Here is a 20056-nt window from a genome sequence, read left to right as displayed (position 1 = left end):
TGTAAATTACTCCTTTTCGTTCATTTGTTCTCATTTTAGCATGCTACCCTTTTGTTTACAAATAGAACAAATCACTCGTATAAAAGGGACGAAAGTAGTAAAATGGTGTGTAGATTTCCATATATAGAAAGGATTTAAATGATGAAAACAAATCGTGTTATATGGTGGGGGCTTGTCGTTGCATGGTGTGCACTTATTTACTATTTCACCGAGTCTCCGCTATTTACCGGGGAACAAACGGCACAATGGATTCGCTATTGGCTTGAATATGTTGGCATTCATACGAACCGTCCGGTGAGCGACGGATTATTTTCATGGAATTTTATTGTTCGAAAAAGTGCGCATATGACGGTATTTGGAACGTTTGCGTTTTTTGCATGGAAAGCGACAGCTTCCTACCGCTTCGCTTGGTTATTGACGCTTGGTTGTGCGATGTTTGATGAATGGCATCAATCGTTTCAACCGAATCGAACAGCATTGTTTTCTGATGTCATCATCGATATGATCGGGGCGACCATTGTGTTATGGATGGTTTGGAAGACGAATAAGCGAGCATAAACACTCGCTTATTCGTTAGTTTTTTTCCACTTTGCGCTTCTTCCTTTACCAATTGGGATGATTTTTTTTGCTTCTTTTAATTCGTTTAATACGCGATTGATCGTTGCTTCACTAATGTCAGGACAGGCATGGCGAATATCTTCTTTTGTAAAGTATCCCATGCTCCCTTCAATAAAATCTTTAATGCGCTTTCGCTTATTTCCACGACTTGTTTCTATATAGCCGACGCGTTCTTCAAGTTTTTTATAGGCGGCAACAATAACTGATAAAAAGTAATGTAACCAGGGGAAAATGTCGTTTTTCCCTTCATGCCAGTGGATCGATGAGCGTTTGAGAACGTCGTAATATGTTTCTTTACTTTCTTCGATAAGCGTTTCTATACTAATATAACGGCCGACTTCGTATCCAAATTTGTATAATAAAAGAAGCGTTAATAAACGTGACATCCGTCCATTGCCGTCGTGGAATGGATGAATGCAAAGGAAATCTAAAATGAAGATTGCAATTGCAATCAATGGATGTACGTCACCTTTTTGAACTGTATCTTGAAAAGTCATACAGAGAAGACGCATGTGCTCATCTGTTTGAAAAGCAGGTACGGGAATGAAACGAATAAACTTTTCCCCACTCGGCAACGTTTCGCTAATATAGTTATCTTGACTTTTCCATTCTCCTCCTTGTGAAGGGACATACTCGTATAAATCACGGTGTAGTTGTTTGATAATAGAAGGGGATATCGGAATGGCATCAGATGAGGCGTGGATCAGTTTTAACACGTTCCGATACCCAGCAATCTCCCCTTCTGATCGATCCATCGGTAACGTCTGTTCTGCCATAATGCTTTTCAGCCGTTTATTTGTAATGATAATTCCTTCAATCGCGTTTGATGATTTTGTTGATTGAATGATGGCTACATTTTTAAGTGTTTCGAGTATTTGGGGGGATTGTTTCTTATACAAATCTTGCTTCCCTTTGTATTCATCAATTTTCGAAAGTAATTGAAGAGTTTCCATCGAATAAGAGAGATGTTTCAGCAACTCGTAATTATAGATGCGCATCATATCACCTCATGTGCAAATGATTATATTAAATTATAGCACACCCAATTATTTTTTATAAAAATATATTCATGAAATAAAAAAAGAGAACATTCCGCTTTAGGCGAAATGTTCATCGGCAGGAAATACAATTCCCGTTTGTTTTCGTGCTTCGTCCATAATTTTCATTGTTGCAAGTGAACGAGCGTGTGAATTGATCGTTGATTGTTTCTCTCCACGTTCAATGAGCGTTATAAACTCGAGCGCTTCGTAATACATTGGCTCATATGGTTGCGGAACAGTAATATCTTCCATACGTCCGTCACGGTAATGAATATGTACGCGCGTTGGAGTATGAATCGCATCAATGACAATCGTTCCTTCTTCTCCTTGAATTTCCGAAGGGGCATACGAGTTGGTGATTTTTGAATACATGACAACGGCATCCATATCGCCATAATCGAGCATGATGCTTCCTTCGCCGTCAACTCCTGACGATAAACGGACGCTATGCGCTTGAATGGCTTTTGGCTCACCAAATAGGACGACGAGCGGATATAAGCAATATACGCCAAGGTCCATCAATGCACCACTTGAAAAGGCAAGGTTAAAGGCGTTTGCGATTGTTCCTTGTTTAAACGCATCGTAGCGTGAAGAATATTGGCAATAGCTTGCGACGTAGCGACGAACGCGTCCGATTTTTGCGAGATGACGTTGAATCGCTTGAAAATTTGGTAAACATGTTGTTTTCATCGCCTCCATCAACACGACACCATTTTTTTGTGCCGCCTCAATCATTGCTTCCACTTCTTTGACATTAGAAGCGAGCGGTTTTTCACATATGACGTGTTTACCGTGATTCATGAGCATGATCGCTTGTTCGGCATGAAAACAGTTTGGACTTGCGATATATACGGCATCGATATGTTCGCTCGCTGCAAGCTCATGTAAGTTTGTAAACGTTTCGGTTGCGCCTGTTTTCTCCGCAAAGGCGTTTGCGGTTTCTTCTTGACGAGAATATACAGCTTGTAAATGAAACGAAGACACTTGTTTTGCGGCGCGAATAAACGCCTCCGTAATCCAATTCGTTCCGATTGTCGCAAAGCGAATCATTCGTTTTCTCTCCCTTTGATATATGTCCAACCGTCTTGTTGGTACACTTTCTTTTCTTTCATTAATCGTCCAAGCGCTCGTTTAAATGCGGCTTTGCTCATATGAAACCGAGCTTGAATGTCCTCGGGATCGCTTTTGTCGCTATACGGCATCGCGCCACCACGGCTTTCAAGATAACGGAAAATGGTTTCTGCATCTGTTTGTAAACTTTCTTGCTTTCGCGGAAGTAGTGATACGTTGATCGTTCCGTCTTCTTTCACAGCGATGACGCGCCCTTCGACAAGTTCGCCAAGGCGTGGCTCACGTCTTCGTTGCGATTCGTGAATAAATCCGACATAGCCAACGTCTGTAATGAGAAAAGATCCTGCTTTAATTAAACGATAAATGCGACCGCGTACGTTTGTGTTAAACGCAGAAGCGGGGGCAGGAACGCTTATTTGTTTGATCGTTTCCTCATCCGCAAGTTTCGCAAGCAGTCGCCCGCGTTTATCTACTTGAAGCGAACAGTACAATTGATCGCCTTTTTCTGGCCAAAGTGTTGGAAGCGGCGGTAAGTCATCGAGAGATAATAGCACATCTTTTTCAATGCCAATATGAACGAAAACACCTAATTGTGAAACGACATCAACCACTTCGACCCAACCGTATGACGATGTCGTAATCAGTGGTCGTTTCATCGTTGCTCGCATGCGCCCTTCATGATCGTGATATAAAAATACGCTTACTTCTTCACCGATTTGTAACTCACTTTCGCATTGACTTTCATGAAGCAAGGCGCTTTCTTTTCCATTTGTGACGATGTAACCGAACGGTTTTTGTTCTTTCACTTGCCATGTAACGATTTGTCCAATCATGTATCTCTTCCTTTTTTATCGGTAGTTTATTTTTCATTGTACACGATAAAAATGAAAGAAACAAAGGATGTATCTTCTTTCATTTTGGCGTGTTACAATGGAAGAAAAAGCATGGAGGTGAAAAGGATGAGCAAAGTAGCACGAAATGCGTTATGTCCTTGCGGAAGTGGGAAAAAGTATAAACAATGTTGCGGCAATAATGTCGTGTCCATTCATGAACTTGTCGATCAAGATGTCGTCCAACATATGCATGATTTCATTCGTTACGCAGCATTTGAACATGAGTCGTTTTTATATCGAACGGTTCAAGAACATATGATTGTTGAACAAACGGATGACGATGAAATATCTGTTTTCCGCTTTTTCATTAGCATGTGGGCCATGTTTTTTAAAAAAGATACAAACGGAATGACCATTTTCGATTATTATTTGCGCACAATTCGTAAACAGGCTGTTCGTCCAACCGTCTATAGCATCATTCAGTCGTGGCGTCAAGCGTTCCCAACGTTCGTTTGCATTGATGAATTACGGGATTCGTATGTCGTTGTAACAGATTTATTAACTGGGGAAACGAAACATATGAAACTACTCGATATGCCGGACGAGTTCGATTTGGAAGAAGGACAAGCGTTGGCAGGAATTTTTGTACCACATGGTCAATATATCGCTTGCTTCGGGACATTTTTCCCTCTCCCTGTCGTTTTAACTCATCCGTTGTACGTATACATACAAGATGTTTGGAAAGCATGCGACGAACAGTATGAACAATGGATTGAGGCGTATCCAGAAACGTTTCAAAAATCATTACGTTTAACGATGTTTGACGTCGAAAGTTTATCGCCAACACAAGAACAAGTGTTTACATTATTCGAACAAAACTTTCCACAAAAAGATTTGTCTATTTTAGATACCGCTCGTCTCATTTGGGTGGAATATTGTCGGCTCAACAATCCGACGATTCGAAAACCTGAAGTGTATGCGGCGGCACTTCATTACATTATGGCTGATGCGATTTTACATGAATGGATTCCACAAAAACAACTCGCTGAGCAATACGGCATATCAGTCAGTGCACTATCGAAACGAATCGATATGTTTTACGATATATTTGAAGACATTGCTGGGCGAATTGATGAGCAATTAAGCGAACTGTTTGACGACTGGGATGATGACGACGATTGGGACGATACGGATACGATATTTGAAGTATGCGAAGACTGTGATGAAGAGGAGTAAAGGGAGCTGCTGGCTCCCTTTACAGTTTACTCAATGCTTTTTTTAGCAACGTATTTCTTTGTGCAGATTTTTGTTGTTCATATGTTTCGCGAAATTCTTTTGCATGACTTGGACTAAAGCCGTTTTTTTTCAGTTCGTTTTCTAGGGCGCTATAAATGATGTTAAATGCTGCATCTGTTTTCGCTTCAAGCTCTTGCGCTGCAGTGTTGTACTTGGCGAAGAAATAATTAAACGATACAGATTGTCCACTCTCTTTTCTTTCACGATATTCTGCAATGGCATGATCGACGAGAGCATCAATTTTTGCATTAGCTTGCTGTTGCAGATGCTCAAACGACGGACGATATTTTTCTTTAATGCTTGCAACGGTGATCTGTTCGACCGGCTTGTTTGATGTGTTTGTTCCATTTTGTTCATTTGTATTATTTTGTTTATTTGATTCACTTTGATGATTTGTTGCTTTTTCATTTGGTGAAGACGACGGTTCGTTTGTTTTGTTATGGTGTGTCTGATTGCTACTTGTTTGATTTGTATCGTTTTGTTTTGTTGAAGGTGTTTGTTGGGCTTTCTCTGATTGAGTAGATCCATTGTCATCAGGCAATAGAATCTCGTACTCTTCTTCCACAATTTCAGCTACTTTTTCATCTTCTTTTTTCAAGTCTACTTTTTTATTTGTAAGAAAATAATAATAGCTCCCTGCACCTCCAAGAAGCAAAACAACGATGCTAAGCGAAATGATAAGCCACTTCTTCACTCGAATGATCTCCTTTCTATTGGTTCCCTATGTTTTATCATACACGATTCCATAGGAGAATGAACATAGGAAAATGAGATGAAGTGAAAAATGGAAATGCATCTTGATATCGTCATAGAATTGAAGTATTATAAACTTATGGAAATAAAAGAGAGATTACATGAGTGTAAATTTTTTATATTTACATATATTCAAATGAGGTGATGGAATGAAAAAGTATCCATGGAGTCAAAAGGCGTTACGTGCGATGATTGCCACAGCGGTTGCTTTCACACCAGCCGTTGCAATTGGTGGAAAAGCTACACATGTTGAAGCAGCACAAACAGTTGATCAAAAAATTGATCAGCTAGCTAATCGATTTTATATTTTTTACAAAAATGCTGATGCGACGACTTTGCAAAATGCATGGAATAAGATTAATACTATTCAATACTCTCATATTTCAGATGCTGTTAGTGGGCTATCATTAAGTGACCCCGATAAACAAAATGCACTTGTTGAACTTATTAAAGGTGTAGCCAATCTCATCTATACAAAGCACGAAAACGCAACTGATCTTGCGCAGGCGGTAAAAAACTTCCGTACAAATTATGCAGATAAGTTTAATACGTTATTTGATGAAACAAACAACGTCACAGCAGATCAACTCATTGATTTCGTATTAGCTATGGAGTCTAATTTAGAAACTGCTATTATACAAAATGCAGCGAGATCAAATGTATCGTATTCGTCAATCATTCAAACTGCTGTGCAGAACACATTAAACACAGGGAGTTTTTCTACTTTACAAGGTAAGCTCAATTCTGTTGGTTTGTCTGTTGGAAAGTTATTCCAATTGCAATCGAATTTGAATGATCAAGTTATTGATACAAATAAACAAGCGCGTTCCACGATGCTTCAAAGTGCATTTACAGAGAAGGGCGCGACAATTGCTAATATAGGAAATGAATATGAACTGCGTGTTCCAATTGTTCAAGGAAGTACCACAACAGTTAGCTTAACAACATCTATTCAATGGGAAACATCCAACCCAACGATTGCAACATTTAGTGGTAATGTCTTGACTGTTCGTCAAACAGGGACGATTGATGTTTTTGCTAAAATTGACGGGATAACAATCGCCAAAAGGACAGTTTCAGTTACAGCTGGTAGCACAGGCGGTGGTGGCAGCACAGGTGGCGGTAATACAGGTGGTGGTTCTGTTGTAACCCCTCTACCAACTACAGGAGCAGAAAATGGTAAAGTGATCGTTGGCCAAGATGCGGTAACGACAAAAGAACAAACAAATGCCAAAGGTCAAAAAGAAAAAGTAACAGAAGTAAAAGTAGGGAAAATTGCGGATATTGTCAATCTTGTTTCAGCGCAAAATAAAGAAATCGCGTTAGGTGTTGGTACGCTTGTAGCGAATGAAGTTGCGAAAGCAGTAATTCCGGCAAAGTTATTTGCGGATGTATTTGCGAAAGAGGCAAAGGCGGTAGTGAATGTTCAAACGGATCGGGCATCATATAAGTTGCCAGTGGCAGAAATTCAAGCGAAACTTGCGCAAGTTGCACAAAAATTAGGTTCAAGCATAGACAATGTTAAAATTGCAATTGAAATCACAAAAGTAAATCCACCTCAAGGAATATCTGCGGTATCGGATGCGGTGGAGTTTCACATCGTTGCTACAGCGAACGGAAAAACCGAAACGATTACACGGTTTACACAATATGTGGAACGTGAATTAAAAGGTTCGAAAGTGTTTATTCCACATCGTTCGGTCGCGGTACGGGTTGATGCAAACGGCAAGCTTGTATCTGTACCAACCGTATTTAACGGCGATCAAGCAACGGTAAAATCATTAACAAACTCCACGTATGTCGTTGTTGAAAATAATAAAACATTCGCGGATGTAGATGGCGGAAAAACATGGGCGGAAGCGTATATTGAGGCACTTGCATCGAAATACATTATTAAAGGGAAAACGGAACAAACCTTTGCACCGAAAGAAAATATGACACGTGCGCAATTTGCTGTTTTACTTGTTCGTGCTCTCGGCTTACCAAGTGAAACGTATGATAAACGGTTCAAAGATGTGAAAGGAACAGAATGGTTTAACGAAAACGGTGAGCTTGCTGCTGCAGTGAAGTACGGTATTGTTCAAGGGAAAGGAAACGGTCTATTTGCACCAAACGCACCAGTTACTCGTGCAGAAGCGGCAGTCATGTTCAAGAGAGCACTAGAGCTTTCATTCTTGAATTATGATCAAACACAGTTAAATACAGCGAAAAAAGTGACAGACTTTAAAGATGCTGCCCAAATTCAAGCATGGGCGAAAGATGGCGTTGAAAAAATGTACCAAGCTGGTATTTTCACAGGACGGGAGAATCATCGTTTTGTGCCAGGTGGCTACATGACGCGTGCAGAAATTGCAAAGGCGTTGGCTGAATTTTTAACATCTGCCAAATTAATGAATAAATTACAATAAAAAGGGAGCTGCTGGCTCCCTTTTTATATGAGTTCAATCCCTTCTAAAATCATGCTAGAGAAAAAGCCGCTAATATGATGAAGCGCTTCTAGCACCGCTTTTGGATCGGCGTCAAAAAAGTCTTTCATCATCGGTTGGTTTTGTTCGTGAATGAAGGCGAAAATGAAATCTGTTTTAATTCGATTGCTTAACAATACCGGGCAATAGCTTAGTTCAAGCTTTCGTTTTATATTTTCCTCGTCACCGAAATGTTTGCGATACACTTCACGCAACGTTGGCAATTGTTCTTGAATTTTTTCATGCGCATCTGTTAACCATGCTTGCACGGCTTCAGCAGGTGGAAATTGTTTATGAAGTAAAATGAGTTCAAAAATTTTGTTTAATGCAAAGCTTGACTCTGTCGCAAAAGCAACGTTCGTTAGTAGTAACGAAACATACTCTTCCTCCGTTTTTGTTTCTAAACGCATGTTCATAAAAATTTCCAATATTTCTGAATGTACTTTTGTTTTCGTCCAATCTTTTGTTAATTGTTGAACGAGCGCCATGACAGCTCGATTGACCGTATCGTTTGTCCATTCCATCGCGAATACAATCCTTTCTTTTGCGTATATGATACCATTAGTTTACCAATGTTATGACGAAGAAGAAATAGTCAATGTCATATTCATTGTGATATGATTAATGGTGTTGTCGAACAATCGAATTAAAGGAGCGTTTTGTATGTCGTTTCAAACGGTTCACATACTTGGAGTTCCGTTTGTACGTGCGACGATGGATGAAGTGGTTTCCGTCATTCACGCGCACGTCAAACAACAAAAGCCGTGCTTTATCGTGACGGCTAATCCTGAAATTGTCATGAAAGCAAATGAAGAACCTACATATATGGAAACGATCCAACAAGCCGATTATGTCGTTGCCGACGGCATCGGGGTTGTGAAGGCGGCTGAATGGCTCGGAACACCGCTGCCAGAGCGTGTCGCTGGTTACGACGTGTTATGTCGTTGTTTACAACTTGCTGATGAGCATCAATATCGCGTATATATGATTGGCGCGAAAGAAGAAGTCGTACAAGCGGCAGCACAACATATTCGCCATCGTTATCCAAATGTTCGTTTAGTCGGAGTACGTAACGGTTACTTTGACTGGAACGACAAGACGATTGTAGAAGAAGTGAAGCAAGCCGCGCCGGATTTTGTATTTGTTGCGCTCGGTATGGGAAAACAAGAACAATGGATCGCTGAACATATGCATACAGTCGGACGCGGCGTCTGGATGGGGGTTGGCGGAAGCTTTGATGTGCTTGCTGGAGTGGTTAAGCGAGCACCAGAACTATGGATTCGCCTAAATCTCGAATGGTTGTATCGCTTAGTAAAGCAACCGACGCGAGCAAAACGAATGTTAGCATTGCCACGCTTTGCGTGGACCATTTTAAAGCAAAAGGTTGTCGGAAAATGAACCAGTCATTCGTAAAAGGAACGATGATTTTAACGATTGGCACGATCATTTCGAAAGTGCTCGGCAGCATTTTTCGCATTCCGCTACAAAATATTGCAGGAGATAAAGTGCTCGGCATTTTTAGTCTCGTTTATCCGCTTTATATGGTCGCGTTAATTTTATCTGTTGCAGGCATTCCGATTGCCGTTTCGAAATTGATTTCTGAAGCGCGTGCGCAACAAAAAGAAGATGAAGTGGCGCGCTTCGTGCAAACAGCAAGCATATTGGCGTTTAGTTTCGGAGTGCTCAGTTTTTCACTTCTTGCAGGTGGTTCGTCGTGGATTGCGAAAGCACTTGGCGGTACGGAAGCGCAATTTGCGATTATCGTCGTAGCGACAACGTTGCTCATCTCGCCATATATGGCGGTATATCGCGGTTTTTTTCAAGGGCTTGAAGATATGAAGCCGACTGCCGCATCACAAGTGCTCGAGCAATTTGTTCGCGTCGCTTTTATTTTACTTGTCGCTTTTTATATGGTACAAGCTGCATATGCCGATGATGTCATCGCCGGAGGGATTATGATCGGCTCGCCGCTTGGGGCACTTGCTAGTCTCATATACTTACGTGCGTTGTATGCGCGTTCTCCTTACCGTCCGAAACGCGTAAGGCTTTCGCGTGTGCAATGGGTGCAGACAAGCAAAGCGATTTTATCTTTGTCAATTCCGATTGCGTTTGGTGCGCTTGCGATGCCATTTTTAAATTTAGTCGATTCGCTTTCCGTACCACTTGCTCTTCATTGGCATGGGACAGAAGCAGGTGAAACGAGCTATTTATTCGGACTATATAGTCGTGGAACAGCACTTGTACAAATAGCGACGGTGTTTTCATCGTCCCTTGTTCTTCCGCTTATTCCTTTGTTAAGTAAACAAATGGCAAAAGGGGAAGCGAGTTTAGCGCAGCAAACAGTTCAAAAATCGTTTGACCTATCACATTTTTTATCGTGGCCTATTGCAGCCGGCTTAGCTGGGTTGACCGTCCCGTTAAACATCGCTTTATTTACAAATAATGAAGGAAGTGCGACGATGGCAGTCGTGTTGGCAAGCTCGGCATTTACGTCCCTTGCGTTGCTTGGAACCGGCATTTTACAAGGCATTGGCGATTCGAAACGCGCTGCGGTCATCATTTTAATCGGCTGTTTCGTAAAATGGGGGACAAACGTCTTGTTTATTTCATGGTACGGTTTGATTGGGGCTGGTATTTCGACGCTTGTGACATACGCGTTCATTACATGGATGAATCATGTTGCCATTCGCCGTCGTATGTCGCTCGTCTTTTGGAATCGAAAAATTGTCGTGTACTTTTTCTCCTCTTTACTGATGGGCGCGAGCTTATTTTTCATTTCTCCGACGTGGGGAAGAGTGGCTTCTCTTGTTTATGCAGCTATCGCAACGATCGGTGGCGGTTTGTTTTATTTTGGAATTGTACTCGCGCTCGGTGGGGTAACGGTTCAAGAGCTTCGCCAATGGTTGAATCAAAAGAAGAAAGGATGAAACGTGTGAAAAAATGGTTGCTGATTATCATCGCCGTGTCGCTTATGCTAATCGCCCCTGCACTGAGTAAACGGCATGAAGCAGAGTGGAACAATCGAACGTATGAAATGATCATGCCATACGATGAAATCGAAGTATGGTTGCAAGAAGAAAATGAAACAGATGTATGGAAGCAACTGAAAGAAGCAGGTTTGACAACAGTTAGCGTGGAAGCAGAAACGCTCGATTCACTTGAAAAATCAGGTCATGTCCTGTTGTTAAAGATGGATGAATTTAAACATGCACTCGTCCTATTGAATGAAACAGTCGATCATATTCCATCGCGCGGGCTTGTCGTTTATCCACTTGATGATATACCGATCGTTTCATCGCTACAAGCAACGTTTGGTGACGATGTCAAAGCCGTACAAGTAAATGGAAAAACGTATTATATAATTGAAGGAAATGCGAAAAAAATTGAACGCGTTCCACTCGGATACGATGAAATGAAAATGGCCCGTCTCATTGAACAAGGCTTGATGGTTGTGCTCCGTATTCCAGATGCGCGTGATATGAACGAGGCGAGTGTGCGTGTACTCCAACAAATTGAAACGCTCAAAAATGAACATACATTTAAACTGCTGCCGACGGGAGAAGAAGTGGCTGGGTATCCAGCGGATGTCGAAAAATGGGGGAAAAGATGGAAAGAAGTAGGATATGCTTTGTTGTCCACCGAGTTTTATGAAGCAAAAGGATTGACGACATTAGCAAAAGCGATGAATGTAAATGTCGTTCGTTTACATAGTTTGAATTTAGAACAACGAAAACAAGACGAAGCGGTGGATGTCGCTATTCGTGCGATCAAAGAACGAAACATTCGCGCGTTATTTATTCGTCCGTATACATCCGCAGAGACAGTACAAAATATTGAAAAAACAGTCGCTGTGATGAAACAAATCGTTCAACATATGCCAAGTCATTATACGCTTGGAAAAAGTGAACCGTTTGCGCCAATTGAACGCTCATCTATTGCAACCATTGGCTTTATTGTTGGAGCGACCGCTTTTATTTTTCTTGCTATTCGCTCGCTCGTTTCACCGCTATTGGCATTTGTTGCTGCAGGAGGCGCATTCGTTCTTGGAATCGCTGGCACGGTGTTATCCATCGATTTGGCATTGAAAGCACTAGCTTTACTTGTAGCGATTGTCACGCCGATTTATGCCGCCAAACCTTCTTCCGTTCGGGAAGGCTGGCGCGGAACGTTTATGGCATACGGTCGCGCCATCGCTATTTCATTCGTTGGAATCAGTTGGATTGTTGCGATGTTGTATGGCAATGAGTATATAGCTTATGTCGGTGAAGGGTTTCGAGGAGTGAAACTCGTTTATGTCGTTCCGCTTGTAGCGATGGTTATGCTCGTTTTACCTTCGATCATTCAAGAGTCGCTTCTTCCGTTTATAAAGCGGCTATGGAAACATCCGATTACGATCGGACATGTCGTTGTTAGTTTCTTTATTTTTGCTTTGTTAGCGTATTACGTGTTACGTTCTGGCAATACAGGAACAGCGAGTGCGCTTGAACTAGCAGCGAGACAAAAATTAGAAGAATGGTTATATGTACGTCCACGTACGAAAGAGTTTTTACTCGGTTTTCCAGCGTACATGCTTGCTTTATTTGTGATAAATAAGCAAAAAAAATTAGGCGCTGTCCTTCTTGTCGTTGGAACAATCGGGTGGTTATCAATCATGAATACATTTACACATTTGCACATCCCACTTTTTATCTCATTCATTCGCACGATGTATAGTCTTGGGCTTGGGTTATTGATCGGTATCGTGCTTATTTATGTATATGAGTGGGTATGGAAAAAGGTGATACGATGAACATTGTCATTTCTGGATATTACGGCTTTCATAACGTTGGCGATGAAGCGATTTTATATGCCATGATTCAAGCGCTTCGGGCACATGATCCGAACGTGCAAGTTACTGTGCTCTCAAACGATCCGACATTTACAAAACAAACGTATGGGGTTCATGCGGTCAATCGTTGGCGAATCAGTGACGTCATTCAAGCCCTTCGTGAAAGCGATGGTTTAATTAGCGGTGGGGGAAGTTTGCTTCAAGACCAAACGGGATGGCGCAGCATTCCGTACTATACAGGCATTATGCAAATGGCCAAATGGCTCGGCAAACCAGTCATGGTTTACGCGCAAGGCATGGGTCCTGTGTCTAAAAAACAAAATCAATGGCTCATGAAATGGACGCTCAATCAAGTTGATCGCCTAACGGTGCGCGATGAGCCATCTGCCGAGTTATTAAAAACGCTAGGTGTAAAAAAGCCGATTACGGTTGTGCCTGATCCAGTCATGGGACTGAAGCCACCGACATCCCCAACAACATGGTGGAAAGAACAATCGTTTACACGTCCTGTCATTGCTGTTTCGGTGCGCGAGTGGGCGCGCGGTCGTGATTTTGAAAGAAAAATAGCCGTTGCACTTGATCGCTCGGTTCAAGCAGGCTTTGATGTCGTATTTATTCCGATGCATGGGCATCACGATGATGAAACGTCTCGTCGCGTATTAGCCATGATGAAAGAGCATGCCGTCGTTGCACCTTATGATGCAAGCATACAAGAAAAAATGGCGATGATTGCGAGTTCCCGATTGCTTGTCGGCATGCGCTTGCATGCGTTAATTTTCGCAGCGGTCGGCCATACACCGTTTATTGCGTTATCATACGATCCGAAAATTGATGCATTTGCCAATCAAGCCAATCAGCCCGTATTTGCGCATGTCGAAGATGATCGTTGGGATGGAGACGCGCTATTTTCATATATCCAGCAATGTATGGCTCAACATGAACAACAAAAAGAAATCATGATTCGTGCTGTTGCACCGCTCCAACAAACCGCCCAACAAACTGCCAAAGAAGCGCTTGCATTGTTTCGAAATAAAAATTAGGTCTAATGGCCTAATTTTTATTTTTTTTATATAATTTTCATGAATCGTCTGATAAAATAGAAAACAATATGTACATATTGTTTTCGTAAGGAGCGTGGATGCGCGATGTTTACGTTCGGAAAAAAGCTGCTCAATCGGTTGCCTTTTAGTAAAAAATTCGTGTTGTTAGCAACGATTTTTATGTTTACGTTGTTTGCAGTCAGCGTGTTATACCTTCGACTGTTAATACATAAAGAAACGTTTATTGAAAAAGAACAACAAGGCATCGCCTACATCGCTCCGATGATGGATGCGATGTACGGTATACAAAAACATCGGGAATATACAACGACCGTCCTTCTTGGTCATGGGAATGAAGCGAACGTTGCTGAAGCGCAAAAAATGATCAAAAAATCCATGACCATGATGCAAACCGTTCATAAACAACAACAAGCTTCATTTATTGAAGAGGAACAATGGAAGCAACTTTTGCAACAAATGAACGACATACAAGAAAATTGGAAAACATTCACTGTGTCAGAAGCGACAAAACGTCATAATGCGCTCGTTTACGACTTGCAAAAAATGTTGCTTCACATTGCTGACCGCTCAAACGTCTCGCTTGATAACGATATGAACAATCATTATTTAGCTCGTCTTGTGGTTGAACAAGTTCCGTTACTTACTGAAACGATCGGGGGAGCGCAATCGTTTGCGGCAGAGCTGACGTTAAAGAGCGAATTGTATGAAATCGAGCGGTCGAAAATGACGTATTGGACAAACGTGTTAGAAACAGCGATGCAAACCGTCAGCCGCTCAACAGCACCGCTTTTTGTCGATGATGAACCGTTGCGTAAAAAAGTGCAACAATATAATGATGTCATTTCGACAGATTTATTAAGCATGGTAAGCTTGTTTCAACGTGAATTTTTACAAGCGAATCAAATTTCGTTAACGTCGGTTGAGTTATATGAGAAAACGAACGATGCGTTCGAAAAATTACATGAGCTTTCCCGTTTTTCGTTAGATGCGTTTCACAACCATTTACGACATGAATATGAAGCAGTCATGTTTGAAAAATGGGTGACAATTGGTGCAGGTGCACTTGCGGTGACGGTCGTTATTTACTTATTTATTGCGTTTTACATGGCGGTACGGGAACAAATTGCAACGATTGAACAAGCGAGCATGCAAGCAGCAAGCGGTGATTTGACGGTGCAATTGTCCGTCACATCAAGCGATGAATTTGCTCGCATTGCTCAGTCATTTCAATCGCTTATTGCTTCATTCCGTTCCATGATCGGCGCGAACCAACAATTGACGCACGACGTATCTGCATCCGCGCACGAATTAACCGCCATTACAGAAGAAGCAGCGCACGCGATGGAACAAGTGGGAGCGACAATGGAAGAAGTGGCGGCGGGTTCGAGCAAGCAACGCATGTGGACGCAACAAAACGTCGAAGCTGTTCATACGCTTGTCGATGATACGAACTACATTTTATCTCGCTCACAGCAGGCGGCAGAAGCGGCGCGGGCAATGACGAGCGAAGCGGAAAAAGGAACGGCAGCGATGGATAAAATGATCGAACAAATAAAAACGATGAACGATTTCATTACGCAATCGAGTGAATGGATTCAAGCGTTGCATCAACGTTCCGCCCATATTGCTCAAATGGCGACAATGATTACAAACATTGCCGATCAAACGAATTTACTTGCGTTAAATGCGGCGATTGAGGCAGCGCGCGCAGGCGAACACGGACGTGGATTTGCGGTCGTGGCAGATGAAGTGCGGAAGCTAGCGGAACAATCGTCTTTATCAGCAAAACAAATACGTGAACTATTGCAAGAAGTACAAACAGATACGTCGCAATCCGTTGAAGCGATGCAACAAGTGCGTCATGAATCGGAAAAAAGTATGACGTTAGCACGTGAAGCAGATCAGACGTTCGACCGCATTCAGCAAACGACAAACGAAGTGATGGTTCAAATGGACGATGTCGCTCAAAAAATTGCAGTCATGACGAGCGCATTTGACGAGCTTGCCTTGACGATGAAAGAGACAGAAACGATCGCGCAAGAAGCGGAAAGACAAACACAAACGGCCGCAGCAGCGCACGAACAGTTGCTTTCTTCCGTTCAAGAAATTGCTGCAAATGTGCAAACGTTAAGCGACAAAGCGCAACATTTAGCGGAAAAAGGGAAGCAATTTACCGTTTAATCTCGGAGTGATCCGAGATTTTTTGTTGTTAAAATTATGAACATTCATTATAATGAAGGCGAACATATATTTGTGAGGGGGAGTTTGGATGGAACGAATGGAAGAGTATATTATTATGGAGGAAACGGCTGCCCTTGTGCCAAAATACGATGAATACGGTCGGCTTGGCACGATTGTTTACGAATTGTACAATACGTACAATGTCGAGCGATCGCCAAAAGAAATTATGCAACAAAGTTGCCGTTACTACGGAAGTACATATGAGGGGAAAGTGCATGCAGCAAAACATATTCTCGGCATTCGGCAAATGGTTCCCGTCTCCGTGTGTGAAGCACTTCAGCTCTATTTCTTTCCAACATGTTCTCCTGACAGCGATCGATGCATATGGATTGCACAATCCCACATCAAGACGATACAACCGTATGAAAAAAAGAAAACGAAAGTCATTTTAAAAAATAAACAAGAACTCATTGTTGATATACAAAAAGGAACGTTGGAAGGAAAAATGTATAAAACGGCGATGCTTATTTTCACATTGCAACAAAGAATGATGAATAACTATGAAAAATAGTGTATAATATTTCGAGAGTAAGAAAGAAAAGAGGACGATTATGCGGACGTTGCGAGGACATCATTTATTATGTGTGCACGGATTTCAAGGGATGGGGTATAGCGAATCGTTCGTGAAAAAGATGACGGAAATCGTTGCGTTTATGCGCGATGATCGTACAGATGGTCCGATTCGCGTTATTGCAGCTCTCGATGAAGCATGTTATGCATGCCCACATCATGGAGTAGACCGCTGCGAAGCGGACGAGGAATCAAATGATCATGTATTAGCGATGGATCACCGTGTACTAAAACATTTACAGCTCGAAGAAAACCGAGTATATATGAAATCCGAGTTAATTGAACGAACGAAGCAAGCGGTTGAACCGGATGACTTAGATGTACTTTGCGCAGGATGTTCGTGGTTATCGTACGGAGTTTGTAAAGAAGGGATACGAAAATTGAAAAATTTTTCTGACAAAAATAACTGAAGATGTGCTATGATAATGAAATAAAAATAGAAAGAAAGGGTTATGGCATATGAAAGTAGCAAAATTCGGGGGAAGTTCTGTCGCCAATGCACAGCAATTTCAAAAAGTAGCCAACATCATCACATCGGATGAAGCGCGCAAATTTGTTGTCGTCTCTGCGCCGGGGAAACGATGTAAAGATGATACGAAGATGACAGATTTGTTAATTACACTTGCCAAAAAAGTAATAGAACATGACATATACGAAGGGGTGCTTGCTCAAGTGGTCGCACGCTATGATGAAATCGTCACGGATTTACATTTGTCGCGCGACATTTTAGACGTCATTTCGGCAAGCTTGCAACAAATCATTGATACGTATCACGATCAGCCTGAACGTTTACTTGATGCGTTAAAAGCAAGTGGCGAAGATAACAACGCTAAACTGATGGCTCACTATCTTCGTCAGCTCGGTTATGAAGCGCATTATGTCAATCCAAAAGATGCTGGTATTGTCGTGACAGACGAGCCAGGAAATGCACAAATTTTGCCAGAATCATATGAACGACTTGCAAAATTAAAAGAAAGAAGTGGTATTTTAGTCATTCCAGGCTTTTTCGGCTATTCTCGTTCAGGGCATATCGTTACCTTCCCACGTGGCGGTTCGGATATTACGGGTTCGATCGTTGCCGCAGGTGTTGGTGCTGAGCTATATGAAAACTTTACCGATGTCGACTCTATTTACTGCGTCAATCCATCAATCGTTGAGCATCCGTGCCAATTAAAAGAATTGACGTATCGCGAAATGCGCGAATTGTCGTATGCAGGGTTTTCCGTCTTTCACGATGAAGCGCTTGAACCTGTGTACCGCCGTGGCATTCCGGTATGCGTCAAAAATACGAACAACCCTGAAGCGAAAGGGACGATGATTGTCGCAACGAGAGACCATCGCGAGCGTCCTGTCGCGGGCATTGCCAGCGATACAGGCTTTTGTAGCATTAACGTCAGCAAATATTTAATGAACCGCGAAATCGGATTTGGACGTCGCCTACTACAAATTTTAGAAGATGAAGGCATTTCATACGAACATACGCCATCAGGCATTGATAACATGTCTGTTATTTTACGTGAAGAACAATTGGCTGGTGATGTAGAGCGCCGCGTATTAGACCGCATTGTGAAAGAGTTGCGCGTCGATGAAGTATCGATTGAACGCGATTTAGCGCTTATTATGGTCGTTGGAGAAGGGATGGAGCGGAGCGTCGGTATTGCTGCAAAGGCAACCGCTGCGTTCGCTCGCGCAAACGTCAACATCGAAATGATTAACCAAGGTTCATCGGAAGTGAGCATGATGTTTGGTGTCAAAGCGGATGCGGTTGAAAAAGCGGTGCGCGCCTTATACGAAGTGTATTTCTAATCGTATAAAAATGGAATAATCGAACAAAATAACCATAGCACACATAAGGGAGGAAAATACATGCGCGTGCTATGGTTATTGATTTGTTTATTATGTGCGACACCTGTGCAAGCAGCCATTCCTGAAGAAGCATTGCGACAATACGTACAAGACATCGGTTGGACGATGGACGATTTAACGCGTTATTTAGCGAAATGGAATATGACGATCAACGATTTTTCTTCGTTGGAAGCATTGAAAAAACAATTAGGAACACCGATCACTCCAGAGCGTCTTGATGAACTATTGCTCCGCTATGAAATGACGAAAGAAGAAGCCGAAGCGCTTCTCGGACAATTCGGTGAACAACTACAACAATATACGTTCATCGAAGATTTAGCATATGCCTTATCGTTTTATCGTGATCGTTACGATGCGATCCAAGCGATGACCGACGTTTTAGCAACGATCGGGCTAACTGAAGATGAAATTCATCGGTTAGTCGAACGGACGCCTCCGTCTGCGAAACAAACGCTTGAACGCCTCGATAAACACATTCAAACGCTCGTATTGCGCGACTCATCTATACCACTAACAAAAACAGAACAAGAAACCGTCCGTCATCTTTGGAGCGAATGGCTTTCGCTTTACCGTCTCCAAGCGAAAGTGTATGAAGTAAACGAACAAGGGCGAAAACCCATTTCGTTTGAGCAATTCCAAACCGCCACGGCGCCTGTTGTGATGGAATGGTACGATGACGACGGCACATTGGTAGCTGATTTATATATTCCGTATGAGCGAATCGGATCAAGTGCGCTCATTGATGCAAGCGAGCAGCTCGCGCATATCGGTATGATGGCGCTTGATTTAGAAAGCGGATTACTTGTTGCGCGCATGCCAAAAACTGCTTCTTCGTACGGGATGAACATATTGATTGGTATCGCTTTACTTTTTGCAAGCTTCGTGTTATGGAAGAAGGGAAAACGATGCGCGTCGTGGCGATAGCGTTATTTTTATTTAGCGCTTCTTTCATTTGGGCAAACGCTATCGGTTGGCATGAAGCGTATGAAGCGGTCCAACAAAGTAACTACCCTATTGTCCATCAAGGCGACGCCATCGGAACACTATTTATTCCGAAACTAAATGTAGCGATGCCCATTTATGAAGGCATGCAACAGTTAAATAAAGGAGTGGCACACGATGAACGAAGTGCACTTCCTGGTGAGGGCAATCATACCATTTTAGCAGGACATCGCGATACAGTATTTCGTAAGCTCGAGGACATGCGATTAGGGGATGAACTGATCGTACGGACGAACGACAAAACGTGGACGTATGTCGTTCAACATATTCGCATCGTCAAGCCCGATGACAAAACAGTGCTCATCCCAAAAGCGCACCCGACGCTAACGTTAATTACATGTTATCCGTTTCGCTGGGTAGGCGATGCGCCGAACAGATACGTGGTAGTTGCCAAACAAAAAAGAGGCTGAAT

General features: G+C 42.3%; 18 protein-coding genes. 13 read left to right on the top strand and 5 right to left on the bottom strand.

The annotated features are described in order from the left end of the window. Positions 1–138: 138 nt before the first annotated feature. Positions 139–558 carry a VanZ family protein gene (locus tag HNQ84_RS08720; RefSeq protein WP_435621854.1) on the top strand — a complete coding sequence of 140 codons (420 nt, stop codon included), beginning with the start codon at positions 139–141 and terminating at the stop codon, positions 556–558. A gap of 8 nt (positions 559–566) precedes the next feature. On the opposite strand, the gene HNQ84_RS08715 is transcribed toward HNQ84_RS08720, so the two are convergent. From HNQ84_RS08715 to HNQ84_RS08705, 3 genes are all read right to left on the bottom strand, one after another. Further along, the gene (locus HNQ84_RS08715; protein ID WP_435621853.1) at positions 567–1616 is read right to left on the bottom strand and encodes a Fic family protein; all 1050 of its coding nucleotides are present in this window, start codon (positions 1614–1616) and stop codon (positions 567–569) included. Between the two features lie 99 nt (positions 1617–1715). Next, positions 1716–2708 carry a Gfo/Idh/MocA family protein gene (locus HNQ84_RS08710; RefSeq protein WP_435621852.1) on the bottom strand — a complete coding sequence of 331 codons (993 nt, stop codon included), beginning with the start codon at positions 2706–2708 and terminating at the stop codon, positions 1716–1718. Then, positions 2705–3562 (bottom strand): CvfB family protein, encoded by an 858-nt coding sequence (locus HNQ84_RS08705; protein ID WP_435621851.1) that lies wholly within the window; start codon positions 3560–3562, stop codon positions 2705–2707. Before HNQ84_RS08705 ends, HNQ84_RS08710 begins: the two co-directional genes overlap by 4 nt. A 126-nt stretch (positions 3563–3688) precedes the next feature. Between HNQ84_RS08705 and HNQ84_RS08700 the strand changes: the two genes are divergently transcribed. After that, the gene (locus tag HNQ84_RS08700; RefSeq protein WP_435621850.1) at positions 3689–4798 is read left to right on the top strand and encodes a YecA family protein; all 1110 of its coding nucleotides are present in this window, start codon (positions 3689–3691) and stop codon (positions 4796–4798) included. Between the two features lie 19 nt (positions 4799–4817). Here the strand turns inward: HNQ84_RS08700 and HNQ84_RS08695 are convergent, their stop codons facing one another. Further along, the gene (locus tag HNQ84_RS08695) at positions 4818–5552 is read right to left on the bottom strand and encodes a hypothetical protein (RefSeq protein ID WP_435621849.1); all 735 of its coding nucleotides are present in this window, start codon (positions 5550–5552) and stop codon (positions 4818–4820) included. A 208-nt stretch (positions 5553–5760) separates the two neighbouring features. Here HNQ84_RS08695 and HNQ84_RS08690 point away from each other — a divergent pair, with 208 nt between their 5' ends. After that, the gene (locus tag HNQ84_RS08690; RefSeq protein ID WP_435621848.1) at positions 5761–8019 is read left to right on the top strand and encodes an S-layer homology domain-containing protein; all 2259 of its coding nucleotides are present in this window, start codon (positions 5761–5763) and stop codon (positions 8017–8019) included. Between the two features lie 23 nt (positions 8020–8042). Here HNQ84_RS08690 and HNQ84_RS08685 read toward each other — a convergent pair whose 3' ends face one another. Then, the gene (locus tag HNQ84_RS08685; protein ID WP_055441701.1) at positions 8043–8600 is read right to left on the bottom strand and encodes a hypothetical protein; all 558 of its coding nucleotides are present in this window, start codon (positions 8598–8600) and stop codon (positions 8043–8045) included. A gap of 139 nt (positions 8601–8739) precedes the next feature. Between HNQ84_RS08685 and HNQ84_RS08680 the strand changes: the two genes are divergently transcribed. The 10 genes from HNQ84_RS08680 (at position 8740) to srtD (ending at position 20054) form a co-directional block, all read left to right on the top strand. Then, on the top strand, positions 8740–9474 hold the full coding sequence (locus tag HNQ84_RS08680) for a WecB/TagA/CpsF family glycosyltransferase (RefSeq protein WP_075039190.1): 735 nt from the start codon (positions 8740–8742) through the stop codon (positions 9472–9474). Next, positions 9471–11003, top strand: a complete 1533-nt coding sequence (locus HNQ84_RS08675) for a putative polysaccharide biosynthesis protein (RefSeq protein ID WP_435621847.1) — start codon at positions 9471–9473, stop codon at positions 11001–11003. The genes HNQ84_RS08680 and HNQ84_RS08675 overlap by 4 nt, the downstream gene beginning before the upstream one ends. Then, positions 11000–12865: a DUF5693 family protein gene (locus HNQ84_RS08670; protein WP_435621881.1), complete on the top strand. Its 1866-nt coding sequence runs from the start codon at positions 11000–11002 to the stop codon at positions 12863–12865. Before HNQ84_RS08675 ends, HNQ84_RS08670 begins: the two co-directional genes overlap by 4 nt. After that, complete coding sequence (gene csaB, locus HNQ84_RS08665; protein WP_435621846.1) at positions 12862–13944, top strand: polysaccharide pyruvyl transferase CsaB; 1083 nt, start codon at positions 12862–12864, stop codon at positions 13942–13944. The genes HNQ84_RS08670 and csaB overlap by 4 nt, the downstream gene beginning before the upstream one ends. A 105-nt stretch (positions 13945–14049) precedes the next feature. Next, positions 14050–16146: a methyl-accepting chemotaxis protein gene (locus HNQ84_RS08660; RefSeq protein ID WP_435621845.1), complete on the top strand. Its 2097-nt coding sequence runs from the start codon at positions 14050–14052 to the stop codon at positions 16144–16146. Positions 16147–16234: 88 nt separating this feature from the next. Beyond that, positions 16235–16717: a competence protein ComK gene (locus HNQ84_RS08655; protein WP_435621844.1), complete on the top strand. Its 483-nt coding sequence runs from the start codon at positions 16235–16237 to the stop codon at positions 16715–16717. 40 nt (positions 16718–16757) lie between these two features. Then, on the top strand, positions 16758–17186 hold the full coding sequence (locus HNQ84_RS08650) for a DUF1284 domain-containing protein (protein WP_435621843.1): 429 nt from the start codon (positions 16758–16760) through the stop codon (positions 17184–17186). Positions 17187–17235: 49 nt separating this feature from the next. After that, positions 17236–18582: an aspartate kinase gene (locus tag HNQ84_RS08645; RefSeq protein WP_435621842.1), complete on the top strand. Its 1347-nt coding sequence runs from the start codon at positions 17236–17238 to the stop codon at positions 18580–18582. Between the two features lie 60 nt (positions 18583–18642). Beyond that, on the top strand, positions 18643–19566 hold the full coding sequence (locus HNQ84_RS08640; RefSeq protein WP_435621841.1) for a processed acidic surface protein: 924 nt from the start codon (positions 18643–18645) through the stop codon (positions 19564–19566). Continuing rightward, complete coding sequence (gene srtD, locus HNQ84_RS08635; protein WP_435621840.1) at positions 19548–20054, top strand: class D sortase, LPxTATN-specific; 507 nt, start codon at positions 19548–19550, stop codon at positions 20052–20054. The genes HNQ84_RS08640 and srtD overlap by 19 nt, the downstream gene beginning before the upstream one ends. The last annotated feature ends 2 nt before the right edge of the window (positions 20055–20056 follow it).

This window comes from Anoxybacillus eryuanensis (assembly GCF_051200995.1).
Taxonomy (GTDB): Bacteria; Bacillota; Bacilli; order Bacillales; family Anoxybacillaceae; genus Anoxybacillus; species Anoxybacillus tengchongensis.
This window is presented reverse-complemented; position numbering and strand designations above follow the sequence as displayed.